We start from the raw sequence: 12,457 nt of genomic DNA, 5'->3' as shown, positions 1-12,457 counted from the left end.
CGGGCCGTGGACGGACCGGCTCGCTCAGGAGCCGGGGGCGAGGCCGAGGGCGGTGAGGGCTTGCCTGCCGGTGGCGGTGTGGTCGCCTCCGGCCAGGAGGAGGGTGCGGGCCGACTGATAGGGGCAGCCCGCCGCGTCGCACGCCTTCGCGGCGGCGAGCCGACCGGGCAGGTCACCGTCCAGGAGCGCCTGCGCCCGGTCCAGTTGGGCGGTGACGACCGGGTTGCCGGCGACCGTTCGCCGGGCGGCGGCGACCCGCGCGCGGGCCTCCGGGTGGCCGGAGAGGACCGAGGCCTCGGCGCGCAGGCCCACGTACCAGTGGTGCCAGATCCAGGAGACCCACTTCCACACCTCGTCCGGTTCCGGTGCCACGCGGGCCAGGGCCGCCTCCGGGTCACCGTGGTGGAGCAGGACCATGGCGTCGAAGACCGCGCCGTAGCCGTGGTGGTGCTCCGCCGCCGTACCGGCCTCCTCGACGGTCGTCAGCCAGGCCGACCGTGCGTCGTGGTCGCCGCGCAGTCCGTGGATCATCGCGACGGCCGCGGCGGCGGGGCCGAGCGAGAACGACCGCTGACGGCCGCTCCTGCGCCAGGAGTCGAGGTACCGTTCGCTGCCGCTGAGCACGTCCCTGCCGTGGCCCGCGAACGCGTCCGCGACCATCAGCCAGGACGTGGCGTGGTGGGCCACCTCGGCGAACAGCGGGTGGCCGGCGAGCTGCCCGCCCCATCGGCGGGCCTGCGCCAGCTCGCCGACGCCGAGGGCGGTGCCGGCGGCCATGGCGAGGGCGTCCATCCGTTCCTGCGTGGCGGCCGGGGTGGGTGGCGCGAGGGCCAGGACGTCGATCCGACGCCGGGCGGCCTCGGCCGCGCCGAACGGGTCACCGGCCCAGGTCCGGGCCCCGGACAGCGCGTCGAGAGCGGCGGACTCGGCGACCGGGTCCCCCGCGCACCGAGCCAGCCGGACGGCCCGCTCGGCATGACGGACGGTCTCCCGCGCACTGTTGTCCACGTCCCCCTGAACGGCCCCGAAGGCGTCCACGACCACGGCGGCTTCGGCGAGAGCGATGGCAGCGGCCGCACCCGTGACCGGAGGCTCGGCGGCCGGGCCGGGCGACGGGGAGGCCGACGGATCGTGCGACGCATGACCGGCGGCGCCGGGCGGCAGTTTCGTGGCGCTGGAGAGTTCGCGAGCCGCGGTGAGCAGGGCGGTCGCCTCGTCCGGTGTGGGGAGCTGGGCGAACTCGCTGGAGAAGCGGTACGCGACGGTGGCGGCGGCTGCCAGGTCGCGGGCCGAGCCGATGCGATCGCCCGCCCGGCGGGCCGCCTCGGCGGCCGCGCGGTGCAGGCGGTACATGTCATCGCCGAGCCGCCGGCATCCGGCGACCCCGGCGGCCTCGCGCAGGGCTGCGGCAGCGGCGGCGGCACCGGCCGCGCGCGCCGCCGCGCCGGCAGTGTCCGCGGCCCCGTGGTCCGCGCCGACGCCGTCACCACCTCCTCCAGCGACACCGGCGATCTCGGCGGCCGGCTCCGCCCCGAGAACGCGCAGGGCCTCACCGGCGCCAGCGGCCGGCGCGGCGAGACCGACCCGGCCTACGGCCGCGGCCACACCGCCGAAGACACCGGCCGCGTCCCCCGTCCGCATGCCCTGTCGGGCGCCCCCGGCGTCTCCAGTCTCCCCGGCGTCCCGAGCGTCCCCGCTGTGCCCGGCGTCTCCGGTACCCCTCGGGTCCCCGGCAGCCCTGGCCTCCCTGGCCTCCCTGGCCTCCTGAACGTCCCGGCATCCCCGGCCTCGCGAGTGTCCCCACTGTCCCCGGCCTCCCAGGCTTCCCCGCTGTCTCCAGCGCCCCAGGCGTCCCCGGCATCCTGAACGTCCCCGCCTTCCCCAGCCTCGCGAGTGTCCCCACTGTCCCCGGCATCCCGAGCTTCCCCGACCTCCCCTCAGTCCCCGACATCCCGAGCGGACCCGCTGCCCCCAGCACCCCGGCCACCCCAGCCACCCCAGCTGCCCCAGCTGCCCCCGTCGCCGGGGCCGCGCCCGACCTCGCGCCGAGGCTCTGGTATGGCATGCCCGCTTACGCGAGGAACAGCAAGGTCGTCTGCTTCTTCCAGAGTGCGCAGAAGTTCAAGAGCCGGTACGCCACCCTCGGCTTCAGTGACCAGGCGCACCTCGACGAGGGCACCCTGTGGCCGACCACGTACGCCCTGACGGAGCTGACGGACGAGACGGAGACACGGATCGTCGAGCTCGTCCGCAGAGCGGCGGGCTGAGCGCGAGGAGCGTCTGCGCGCAAGCAGCCAACTTCCTTCACCGCAGGGCTCTCCACCGGCCGTGACCGGCACGGGACCCGCTCGGTGCGCCCGCCGTCGACGCCACCGGGCGGGGCCGCGGCATGATCACGTACGTCCCGTCCGAGCCGTCGCCCCCTACGATGGCTGCATGGCCGTCGTCCTCTTCGCAGGTATCCCGGTGAACGACTACACAGCGGCGCTCTCCTGGTACGAGCGCCTGCTGGGCTCCCCACCGACGTTCTTCCCGAACGACACGGAGGCGGTGTGGGAGCTGGCGGAGCACCGCTATGTGTACATCGAGCACCGGCCCGGACGGGCCGGCCACGCGCTGCACACCGTCTTCGTGGACGACCTCGACGCCCGGGTCGCCGGGATCACCGGGCGGGGGCTGGAGCCCAGCAGCCGCGAGACCTATGCCAACGGCGTCCGCAAGTTCACGTACCACGACCCGGACGGGAACGAGATCGGGCTCGGCGGCGGTCCGCTCTGAGCCGTCCGGACGAGGGCCTCATGTCTTCTTCCCGATGTCGTCGGAGCGCGCCACGAACCGGGGCGCTCCCCCCCCGGTCACCCGGAACAGGAACCCGCCGCTGTCGTCACCGACGGTGGCGAGGCCCCGGGCGGCGAACCGGACGGCGTCGTACGCCCAGGCCGCCCAGAGGCCGGGCGCGAACCCCCGTACCGGGCGCGGAAGGCGGCGGCGCACGGCCGGGTCCTCCCGCCCGCGGGCCGACCGCCTCGGGGACGGCGCGGCCCCCAGGGGCAGCGTGGCGCACGAACAGGTGTTCGGCATCCCACGTCCCTTGCCTGAAAGAGGAGTTGTGTCATCCCGTCGGTACGGTGATCTCCCGCTTGAGGATCTTGCCGCTGGGGCCGGTCGGCAGGGTTTCCATGAGCCACACCTCGCGCGGGTACTTGTACGCGGCGACCCGGTCCTTGACGAACTCCCTCAGCTCGTCGGGGGTGGCACGGGCGCCGGGCCGCAGGACGACCGCGGCACCGATCTCCTCGCCCAGGTGGTCGTGCGGCACCCCGACGACGGCGGCCAGGGCGACGGCCGGGTGCTCGTGCAGGGCCTCCTCGATCTCACGCGGGTAGACGTTGTAGCCCCCGCGGATGATCATGTCCTTCTTGCGGTCGACGATGTACAGATAGCCGTCCTCGTCCTGCCGCGCGAGGTCGCCGCTGCGCAGCCAGCCGTCCGGGATCGCGGCCGCCGTCTCCTCGGGCCGGTTCCAGTACCCCTTCATCACGTTCGGCCCCCGCACGGCCAGTTCACCCACCTCGCCGGGCTCGACGTCCTGGCCCTTGTCGTCCAGCAGTCGCACCTCCACGTCCTGGATCGGGGTGCCGATGGAGCCCGCCTTGCGGGGTCGGTCGGGGTGGTTGAAGGTGACCACCGGGCTGGTCTCGGACATGCCGAAGCCCTCCAGCACCGCGCAACCGAAGCGCCGTTCGAAGCCGTGCAGGATCTCCACCGGCAGCGAGGCTCCACCGGAGACGCACATCCGCAGCGTCGACACGTCGGTCCGCGCCGGATGCTGGAGCAGCGCCGCGTACATCGTCGGTACACCCTCGAAGACCGTGGCCCCGTCCCGCGCGATGGCCTCCAGCACGGCCTGCGGCTCGAAGCGGGGGATGAGGGTGAGCGAGGCGCCGGCCCGCACGGCCACGCTCATGGTGCAGATCTGGCCGAAGATGTGGAACAGCGGCAGACAGCCCACCACCACGTCCCGCGGTGTCATCCGCTGCACATGGACCGTGTTGACCTCGGTGTTGTGCCGCAGTCCGCCGTGGGTGAGCGTGGCGCCCTTGGGGCGGCCGGTGGTGCCGGAGGTGTACAGCAGCACGGCCACGTCGTCGTCCGCCGTCTCGGCCACGCCGGGCAGCGGCTCGTGTCCGGCCAGCGCCCGTGCGAACGCCGCGGGCTCGACGGCGGTGTGCCGTACACCGGCGTCGGCCGCGCCCCGCGCGCCCTCGCCCGGCGCCTGATGCCATTCGAACAGCAGCACCGCCCCGGAATCGGTCAGGTGGTACGCGGTCTCCCGCGTCTTCAGCAGCGGGTTCATGGGGACGACGACGCCTCCGGCGCGCAGCACGCCGTAGTACAGGACGACGAACTCGGGCACGTTCGGCAGCATCAGGGCGACGCGGTCCCCCGGCCGTACACCCTCGGCCCTCAGCAGCGCGGCGGCGCGGGCACTGCGCTCGTCCAGCTCCGCGTAGCCGGTCACCTGGTCGCCCAGGCGCAGCGCGGGACGCCCCGGCTGCCGCTGTGCCGTCTCCACCAGGTACTCCGCCAGATTGGCCATGCCCCGCCTCCACGAAAGTCGCCGTCGAAATCCGCCGTTCACCTGCCCGACATCGTGCTGCCACACGCGGCGGCGGCCTATGGGCCGTACGACAGCGCCTGCCGCCCCGTGTTGTCCGGGGGAACAAAACAGGGCGGTTAGGCTGCGGAGATGGACATCTCGGGCGTGGCAGCGGCGCTGCATTCCAGACTGCCGGAACTGGGTGAGCGGATCGCGGGGCGCATCCGGTCGGACGTCGTCGCCTACGACGACGAGTCGCTGATCCCCTTCGACTCGCTGCGCCGCTCGTGCACGGCCAACGCGGACCTGATCCTCAACCACCTCCGCGCGGGTGCCACCGCGGACCCGAGCCCGGCGCGGGAGACGGGGCGCGTCCGTGCCGTGCAGGGTGTGCCGCTGGCGGACACCCTGCACGCGTACCGGGTCGGCTTCGAACTGCTGTGGACGGAGATCGTGGCGGAGGCGCGTACCCATCCGAAGGTGTCCGACGACCAGCTGGTGGCGAAGTCCGCGGAGATCTGGGCGCTGTTCGGTCTGTACGCGGAGGCGGTCGCGGCGGCCTACCGGGAGACGGCGGCCGAGCTGACCGCACGGGTTCAGGCCCGGCGGTCGGCGCTGGTGGAGGCGCTGTTCACGGGTGTCATCGCCGATCGGACCACGCTGTGGGAGGCCGCCCGCGAGCTGGGGCTGCCCGAGCGGGGGCCCTACGCGGTCGCCGCGGCGGCGGCCGGCGCGCCGGGCGAGGAGCCGCTGGCGGGCGTCGAGACCGGGCTGCGCCAGGCTCAACTCCCCTCTGCCTGGCGGCTGTTGCCCGACCAGCAGATCGGTCTGATCGCCCTGCCCACAGCGGCGGCCGAGGGCATCTTCCTGGGCGTCCTGCGCCGCACCCGCGCCCGGGTGGGCGTCAGCCCGAGCTTCCACTCCCTGCGCGACACCCCGCAGGCGCTGCGCTTCGCCCGGCTCGCGCTGGCCGGGCTGCGGGACGGTGGTCCGGGTGTGGCGCGGTTCGACGACGACCCGCTGGCCATGGTGGTCGCCGCCGCGCCGGCCGAGGCAGCGCACCTGGTGGAGGTGGTCCTGCGGCCCGTGCTCGACCTCCCTGTCGCGGAGCGGGCGCGTCTGCTGCGGACCCTGGAGCACTGGTTCGCCGCCGCGGGTTCGGCCACGGCGGCGGCCCGGAGCCTGTTCGTGCACCCCAACACCGTGCGGTACCGGTTGCGCCGCGTCGAGGAGCTGACGTCCCGGTCCCTCTCCGACCCACGAGTGCTGGCACACATCGGCACGGCCCTGCTGGCCGTACGCGACCGGGGCACGGAGCCGACGGAACACCCACCCACCGAGGTGAACTGAGCGCGCGAAGGGGCGGCCGGGGCACCGGTCAGGCGGGCAGAGGGGCTGACTGGCTGCCGGACCGACTGGTCGGCGTTCCGACTGGCCGACGGGCGGGGCTGGCGGGTCGACGAGCCGGAGGACATGGTCGGCGGGTAGAAGCGGCGGGCAGGCAGACCGGCCGGCCGGAGGGTCGACTGGCTGGCGGATCGGCCGGCGGCAGGGGCACCGGACAGGCGGGCCAACCGGATGCCGGCTCGACCGCCGGAACCACCTGCTGGAGGACATGGCCCGCGGGGCTACGGCCAGGGCACGGGGACCGACCGGCCGGCGGATCCACGGGCCGACGGGTCGGGGGGTTGCCAGCTGCTTGCCGGGGAGTGCGTACGAGGGTGGATGAGCTCGATCGTGTGATGATCGACTTCCGGGCTTGCGACGGTGTGGGCTGTTCGGGCTACGGTGAGCGGGCGATCCGGGACACCGGGAACGGAGCCGGCGTGCGGAGCCCCCTTTCCTCCGGAGAGAGGGTCCGGGGCCTCTCCGTCGCCCTCTGTCCGTACCCACCTGGCCAGGTCGTGAGGGAACCGGCCTCCCGGGACCGGACCACGTACAGGATGCGTGTCGCCGCCCCGGGGCTGAGTACGCCGGGGACCTGGGGGTACCTCCCACGCCCTTGAGGCAGTGGGGGAACGCCCAAGACCGTTCGGGGCGTGCGGCTGGGCGGACTCACTCATGCTCAGTCCCCAGGAACGGTTGGCGGATCGACGGGTCGGCGGACAGCGCTGGCGGGCCGACGGGCCGGGCGGGACAGGCCGATCGTGCGGTGCACGACGTCGTGAGTGACGGTCACGACCGCGACGAAGATCCCGAACACGATCAGGGGCGTCAGCCACCACCAGCCGAACCACACCGCGCCCGCGAACAGCAGGACGCCGACACCCGGCCGGACCAGCGCGACGATCCGCTGCCGCCGCGTGGTGACGAGCAGGTCGTCGCCGAGTTCGGCGAGGGTGGGCAGGCCCGGGGCCGGGGGCTTCTCAGGGCGGCCACTCGAACCGGCTGAACCGGCTGGACCGGCTGAACTGGCCACACCGGCCGAGCCGTTCGCGCCATTGAAGTCGTTCGAGCCGTTCACGTCAGGGCTGTCGGGCGTGTTCATCCCGCGCGTCTCCTCTCCTTCGGCAGGCCTTCGGCGACGATGCGACTGCCCAGCACGCAGGCGACCGTGCCGAGGCCGGGCCAGGTCGTGTCGCCGACCAGCCACAGGCCGGGGCCGCCGAGATCGTGCGGTGCGGCGTGCTGGTTGGTGTTGGCGAGGCGCCGGCGTACACCGCCGACCGCGCCCTCCGGGCGGAAGCCGAACCGCTCGTAGCTGTGGGGTGTCCCCGTCTCGGCGAAGACGGCGCGCTCGCCGAGTCGTGGGTACGCGCGCCGCGCGAGGGCGAGGAGCCGTTGCCCGGCGTCTTTCTTGCGCTGTCCGTACTCCGCCGCGTCGAGGTCGCGCCAGTCGGCGAGGTCGGTGTGGGTAGAGAGCATCACGGCGCGATGGCCGGACGGTGCGCTGAGGGTGTCGCCCGGCGCGGACACGGGGACGAACATGTTGTTGCCGTCGCCCAGGGGACGGTCGTACGAGTCCAGCAGTTGATGATGTGTCAACTCCTGCTCAGCGACCTCGGATTCAGAAACCCCGAGGAAGGCGACGACCGCGCCGCCGAGGGAGTCCGCGTCGCGCTCCAGGTAGCCACGGAGCCGGCGGGCCACCGGCAGCTCCGCGCAGATCGTCGCGGTGGTGGCCGCCGGTACCGCGCAGACGATCCGCCGGGCGTGGAAACGTCCTTGACGGGTCATCACCTCGAAGGCGCCGGACACGCCCCGGACCCGCGAGACACGGGAGGCGGTCCGCAGTGTGCCGCCCAGCTCCCGGTAGCGGGTCACCAGCACCCGCCAGAACCCGTGCATGCCGCCGTGGTGTCCGCTGAGGCCCGCGCCCCGGATGGTCACCCCGAGCGCCGCGTTGATGAGGGGCGCGTCGTCGACCCCGGTGTGCACGGTGTCCTCGACCAGTATGGCGAGCAGTCCGACCAGGGCGACGTCCGTACGCAGGCCGTGGTCGCGCAGCGCGTCACCCAGGGTCCGGTTCGGATGACGGGCGTACGGGAGCCCGGACCAGCCGACCGCCCGGAGGTCGTGGAGGGCGTCGGCGGGACGCCGGATCGGCAGCCGTACGCCCGCCCGACTGGCCCGCCAGAACGTGTCGGCGAGCCCGTCGAGCAGGTTCCAGAACGCGCGGTGGCGTGCACTGTCGCCGAGCCGACTCAGCCGTTCGGCGTGCCAGGCGGCCCGGTCGCGGTGGAGCACGACCTGACGGTCCGGCAGATAAGCGCGGTAGCGGGGGAGTTGCTCGGCGGCCAGCGGTGGTATCCCGACGGCGGCGAGGAGTTCGCCGCCGACGCCTCCTGGGCCGAAGTCGACCAGCGTCGTCGCGAAGTCGAAGGAGAACCCGCGTTTGCGGTAGTAGCCGGCGCAGCCGCCCGTGTGGCCGTGTGCCTCCAGCACGATCGTGGACAGACCGGCCCGTTGCAGGCGCAGCGCCGTGGCCATGCCCGCCATTCCTCCGCCGATCACCACCACATCGGCGTGGGCGCGTTGACGACCGTCGCCACGATCGACCACCGTCCGGCGCGCGTTCTGAACATCTGTTCTGAACATCCGTTCAGAGCGAGGTAGTTCAGTCTCCGCGTCAATGGTTCGGGCGTGTGCGAAGAGACTCGCGGGAACCGCTCACGCCGGGAATGCGTACCTCTGTACGATCACCGGTCACACACGGGGTACCGCGGTGGAGGGGGCGGGTGTTGGACGACAAAAGGGCTGGGCGAAGAGGTGGTTGGCGGCTGAGGGCCGCCGCGTCGGGGGCCGCCGCGGCGGTGTTCCTCGGCGGGTGCAGCGCGGGGGCGACAGAGCGGGCGGACACGTCCGAACCCACGGCGTCCGGGTCGGCGACGCCTTCCGCTTCCGCGTCCGGGGAGGTCTCGGCGGAGGGCGCGGAGCCGACGGCGTCGGCGTCCGCCACACCGTTCGAGGCGGCCCCGGATCGCGTGCCGCGCGCCAGGCAGGACGGCGCCGCGCTGGCGGAGGCGGTCGCGATGCGGCCGAAGGACTGGGGCGCGGGCTTCGAGGCCCAGCCGCTCGCCCGCAGCGCCGAGGGAACCATCGCGCTGCTCGACGACCAGTGCCGGTGGCAGCGCACGGCGCTCCCCGACGACGTACTGGCCTCCCTCTCTCTGTACAGCCAACTGCCCGGCACCGGAAAGCGCGGCACGGTCCGGGTGACCGCGACGGTGACGGTGCACACGGCGGTCCTCGATGCCGACGACCATGTGTCCGCGACCTTGGAGGAGGCGCTGCGCTGCCCCGAGCAGCAGGTGCGCGCCGACGAGCGGATCGCGGAACTGATGTCCGTGGGCACCCCCCTCGGGATGCGCGGCAACAACTACGCCGACGACTCGGTCCTGGAGACAGGCGTCTATCTCACCGGTGCGGGCACCGGCACCGGCACCGGCAAGGCGTTCTACCGGTGGATGGTGACCCGGCTCGGGCCGGTCACCATGACGGTGTCGATCAAGGGCGCCGAGGCCTACACCGTGGCCGAACTGGAGCAGTTCATGACGCGCGGCACCACCACCATGCTCGACCGGGTGAGGTACGAACTGGGCGGGGGTGAGGGCTGATGGAACGGCTGCGTTCGTCCGACCCGGCGCGGATCGCCGACCACCGGCTGCTCGGCCGACTCGGCGCCGGCGGCATGGGGGTGGTGTACCTCGCCCGTACGTCGGCCGGTTCGCTGGTGGCCCTGAAGGTGCTGGCGGCGGAGTACGCCGAGGACACGGGTTTCCGGGAGCGGTTCCGGCGCGAGGTGGAGGTGGCCCGGCGCGTCAGCAGTCCCTGGGCGGTCCCGCTGATCGACGCCGACGCGGACGCGGAGGCGCCGTGGCTGGCGACGGCGTTCGTGCCCGGCCCCTCCCTGGCCGAGGCCGTGGCCGCGCACGGACCGCTCGGCGAGCACGGGCTGCGGGTCCTCGGCGGCCGGCTGGCGCAGGCACTGGGCGAGGTGCACCGGGCGGGGCTGGTCCACCGGGACCTCAAGCCCGGCAACGTCCTGCTGGCGCCGGACGGGCCCCGGCTCATCGACTTCGGCATAGCAAGGGCGCCCGAGGACAGCGGACTCACCGCGACGGGGCTCGTCGTCGGTACGCCCGGCTACCTCTCCCCGGAGCAGGCCGAGGGGCGTGGCGGCCTGGCCGTCGGCGCGCCCAGCGATGTGTTCTCCCTCGGCTGTGTCCTGGCGTTCGCGGCGACGGGCCGGCCGCCGTTCGGTACGGGGGCGCTCGACGCCCTCCTCTACCGGGCCGTGCACGACCCGGCCGACCTCGACGGCGTACCGGCACCGCTCGGCGAACTGCTGTCCCGCTGCCTGGCGAAGGACCCGGCCGCCCGCCCCGAGGTGGCGGAGCTGATACGGGAGCTGCTGCCCGCGGGGGCCGTCGAAACCGTCGCCGACACCGACACCGACACCGACGAAGCCTCGGCCGAGCCCGCCGCTGCCCCCGCCGACGCGAGCGGTGCCCCCCTGGGGTCCTGGCTGCCCGACGAGGTGGTCCGGCTGATCGCCCGGCGCTCGACCGAGGCGCTCGCGCTGCCGGACATCGACCGCACCGAGATCTCCGCCGCCCCCTCCGGCGCGGACACCGCCACGAAATCCGCACCGGCCTCCGCCTCCGCCTCCGTGCCGGACAACGGCCTCCCCGGCTCCCCCGATCCCGCGACGCCCGGCTCCGGCTCCGGCTCCGCCGACACCGTGCCCGTCGCGGCCACCGGCACCCGTGCGGCCCCGCGAGGCGTCGTGTGCTCCTCGGCGGCGCGGGCGCGCTGCTCGCCGCGGGCGGCGGCGCGACCTGGTGGGCCCTGGGCCGGGACGACGGCGGTTCGGGGGACGGGAAGCCGTCCGCGTCCGCCTCCTCGAAGCGACCCGCCTACACCGTCGCGCTGCACGGCGACCTCAGCGGCGACGCGCGGGACACCGGAAGGGCCCAGGAGAACGGACTGCGGCTCGCCGTCGCGGAGTTCAACGCCCGACGCGACGCGCCCTTCCGGGTGGAGGTACGGGCCGAGGACGACGCCGGCGACCCGGCCGAGTCCGCCCGGGTGGCGAAACGGCTCGCCGACGATCCCGCCGTCCTCGCCGTGGTCGGCCCGACCACGGACGCGGCCGCGCAGTCCGCGCTGGCGGCCTACGACGCCGCCCTGCTGCCCGTGCTCGCGGTGTCCCCCGGCGCCATCTCCCTGTCCGTGCAGGGCTTCCGTTCGTTCCTGCACGCCCGCCTGCCCGACTCCTTGCTGCCGTTCTACATGGACGCGTTCCTGCGGAGCACCCGGCCCCGCAGGGTCGGTGTGGTCGTCGACCGGGCGGCCGACAACTACGGCTGGGAGGTCAGCGCCAATCTGAGCAAGCAGCTGCGGCTGGCCGGTCAGCCGTACGTGCCCCGTGTGGTGAGCACCATGCGGTCCGGTTTCGGGGACACGGTGGACGACCTGCTGGCCGCCGACATCGACTCGTTCGCCTTCGCCGGACTGTCCGACCGGGCCGCGTCGTTCGCCCGGACGCTGCGCGAGCGCGGTTTCACCGGCGCCCGCGCCGCCGGACCCGCCCTGCTCGACGCCCGTTTCCTCACGGCTGCGAAGGAAGCCGCCGACGGGTGGACGATCGTCGCACCGGTCGTCGACCCGTCGGACGTCCCCGAGGCGAAGAAGTTCGTGGCCGCCTACCGCAAGCGGTGGAAGAAGGCGCCGCCCCGGTACGCGGCGGAGGCCTACGACGTGACGTCGATGGTGCTCACCTCCCTCGCGGACCTCCCGGCAAAGAGCCGTGGCCGCGAGGAACTGCTTGCCGCGCTGCGGGCCGCCAAGTACCAGGGCGTCACCCGGACGTACGGCTTCCAGAAGAACGGTCTGCCCGTCATCGACGGCACCGGCGGCTACCTCTGGCGCGTGACGGACGGGGCGTTCGTGTACGCCGGCCCCGCGCCACTGACCGCCTGATGGAGCCGCTGCGCACCGCCGATCCGTCGCGGCTGGGCGACTACCGCCTGCTGCGGCGGCTCGGCGCCGGTGGCATGGGCGTCGTCTTCCTGGCCCGTGCCCCCGGCGGGGCTTTCGCCGCGGTCAAGGTCGTGCGGGCCTCCCACGCCGACGACGCGGGATTCCGGGCCCGGTTCCGCCGGGAGATCGAGGTGGCCCGGCAGGTGGAGAGCCCCTGGGTGGTCCCCCTGCTGGGCGCGGACGCCGACGCAGAAGATCCGTGGCTCGCGACTCCGTTCGTCCCGGGCCCGTCGCTCTTGGAGACGCTGGAGGAGCACGGGCCGTGGTCCCCCGGGCCGGTGTCCGTGTTGGGGTCGCGGCTCGCCGAGGCTCTCGACGCGGTCCACCGGGCGGGACTGGTGCACCGCGACGTCAAGCCGGGCAACGTGCTGC

10 protein-coding genes and 3 pseudogenes are annotated in these 12,457 nt (G+C 73.9%); 7 read left to right on the top strand and 6 right to left on the bottom strand.

The genetic code is table 11. The features are described from left to right. Window positions 1-24: 24 nt before the first annotated feature. Window positions 25-1,641: a hypothetical protein gene (locus tag E4N62_RS41870; RefSeq protein ID WP_230223281.1), complete on the bottom strand. Its 1,617-nt coding sequence runs from the start codon at window positions 1,639-1,641 to the stop codon at window positions 25-27. Between the two features lie 377 nt (window positions 1,642-2,018). On the opposite strand from E4N62_RS41870, the pseudogene E4N62_RS41865 reads away from it, so the two are divergent. Further along, a pseudogene (locus tag E4N62_RS41865) lies at window positions 2,019-2,267 on the top strand (hypothetical protein); the annotation flags it as partial. A 169-nt stretch (window positions 2,268-2,436) separates the two neighbouring features. Then, window positions 2,437-2,778, top strand: a complete 342-nt coding sequence (locus E4N62_RS41860) for a VOC family protein (protein ID WP_184902913.1) — start codon at window positions 2,437-2,439, stop codon at window positions 2,776-2,778. Between the two features lie 18 nt (window positions 2,779-2,796). Here the strand turns inward: E4N62_RS41860 and E4N62_RS41855 are convergent, their stop codons facing one another. Together E4N62_RS41855 and E4N62_RS41850 are read right to left on the bottom strand one after the other, a co-directional pair. After that, window positions 2,797-2,994 carry a hypothetical protein gene (locus E4N62_RS41855; RefSeq protein ID WP_230223279.1) on the bottom strand — a complete coding sequence of 66 codons (198 nt, stop codon included), beginning with the start codon at window positions 2,992-2,994 and terminating at the stop codon, window positions 2,797-2,799. Window positions 2,995-3,112: 118 nt separating this feature from the next. Continuing rightward, the gene (locus E4N62_RS41850) at window positions 3,113-4,600 is read right to left on the bottom strand and encodes a long-chain fatty acid--CoA ligase (protein WP_230223277.1); all 1,488 of its coding nucleotides are present in this window, start codon (window positions 4,598-4,600) and stop codon (window positions 3,113-3,115) included. A 150-nt stretch (window positions 4,601-4,750) separates the two neighbouring features. Between E4N62_RS41850 and E4N62_RS41845 the strand changes: the two genes are divergently transcribed. Next, complete coding sequence (locus tag E4N62_RS41845; RefSeq protein ID WP_268270441.1) at window positions 4,751-5,950, top strand: helix-turn-helix domain-containing protein; 1,200 nt, start codon at window positions 4,751-4,753, stop codon at window positions 5,948-5,950. 715 nt (window positions 5,951-6,665) lie between these two features. On the opposite strand, the gene E4N62_RS41840 is transcribed toward E4N62_RS41845, so the two are convergent. Beyond that, window positions 6,666-7,088 (bottom strand): hypothetical protein, encoded by a 423-nt coding sequence (locus E4N62_RS41840; protein ID WP_230223275.1) that lies wholly within the window; start codon window positions 7,086-7,088, stop codon window positions 6,666-6,668. After that, a complete protein-coding gene (locus E4N62_RS41835; RefSeq protein ID WP_268270440.1) occupies window positions 7,085-8,638 on the bottom strand; it encodes an NAD(P)/FAD-dependent oxidoreductase in 1,554 nt (517 codons plus the stop codon). Before E4N62_RS41835 ends, E4N62_RS41840 begins: the two co-directional genes overlap by 4 nt. Before the next feature lie 386 nt (window positions 8,639-9,024). Between E4N62_RS41835 and E4N62_RS41830 the strand changes: the two genes are divergently transcribed. Both E4N62_RS41830 and E4N62_RS49930 read left to right on the top strand, forming a co-directional pair. Further along, a complete protein-coding gene (locus E4N62_RS41830) occupies window positions 9,025-9,657 on the top strand; it encodes a hypothetical protein (RefSeq protein WP_230223271.1) in 633 nt (210 codons plus the stop codon). Continuing rightward, window positions 9,657-10,394, top strand: a pseudogene (locus E4N62_RS49930) (serine/threonine-protein kinase); the annotation flags it as partial. The gene E4N62_RS41830 and the pseudogene E4N62_RS49930, both read left to right, overlap by 1 nt. Here E4N62_RS49930 and E4N62_RS49925 read toward each other — a convergent pair. Continuing rightward, complete coding sequence (locus E4N62_RS49925; protein WP_374117212.1) at window positions 10,328-10,723, bottom strand: hypothetical protein; 396 nt, start codon at window positions 10,721-10,723, stop codon at window positions 10,328-10,330. The pseudogene E4N62_RS49930 and the gene E4N62_RS49925 overlap by 67 nt on opposite strands. A gap of 108 nt (window positions 10,724-10,831) precedes the next feature. Between E4N62_RS49925 and E4N62_RS49920 the strand changes: the two genes are divergently transcribed. Together E4N62_RS49920 and E4N62_RS41820 are read left to right on the top strand one after the other, a co-directional pair. Then, the gene (locus E4N62_RS49920) at window positions 10,832-12,025 is read left to right on the top strand and encodes a branched-chain amino acid ABC transporter substrate-binding protein (protein ID WP_374117211.1); all 1,194 of its coding nucleotides are present in this window, start codon (window positions 10,832-10,834) and stop codon (window positions 12,023-12,025) included. Next, window positions 12,025-12,456 (top strand): annotated as a pseudogene (locus E4N62_RS41820) (protein kinase); the annotation flags it as partial. The gene E4N62_RS49920 and the pseudogene E4N62_RS41820, both read left to right, overlap by 1 nt. Window position 12,457 lies beyond the last annotated feature (1 nt).

It is taken from the genome of Streptomyces sp. MNU76 (assembly GCF_020982545.1).
Lineage (GTDB): Bacteria > Actinomycetota > Actinomycetes > Streptomycetales > Streptomycetaceae > Streptomyces.
This window is presented reverse-complemented; position numbering and strand designations above follow the sequence as displayed.

Excerpts from the sequence above, each read along its gene's own strand:
- E4N62_RS41835 (WP_268270440.1), bottom strand. The coding sequence starts at position 8,638 with ATGTTCAGAACAGATGTTCAGAACGCGCGCCGGACGGTGGTCGATCGT.
- E4N62_RS41845 (WP_268270441.1), top strand. The coding sequence starts at position 4,751 with ATGGACATCTCGGGCGTGGCAGCGGCGCTGCATTCCAGACTGCCGGAA.
- E4N62_RS41840 (WP_230223275.1), bottom strand. The coding sequence starts at position 7,088 with ATGAACACGCCCGACAGCCCTGACGTGAACGGCTCGAACGACTTCAAT.
- E4N62_RS41850 (WP_230223277.1), bottom strand. The coding sequence starts at position 4,600 with ATGGCCAATCTGGCGGAGTACCTGGTGGAGACGGCACAGCGGCAGCCG.
- E4N62_RS41870 (WP_230223281.1), bottom strand. The coding sequence starts at position 1,641 with ATGCGGACGGGGGACGCGGCCGGTGTCTTCGGCGGTGTGGCCGCGGCC.
- E4N62_RS41860 (WP_184902913.1), top strand. The coding sequence starts at position 2,437 with ATGGCCGTCGTCCTCTTCGCAGGTATCCCGGTGAACGACTACACAGCG.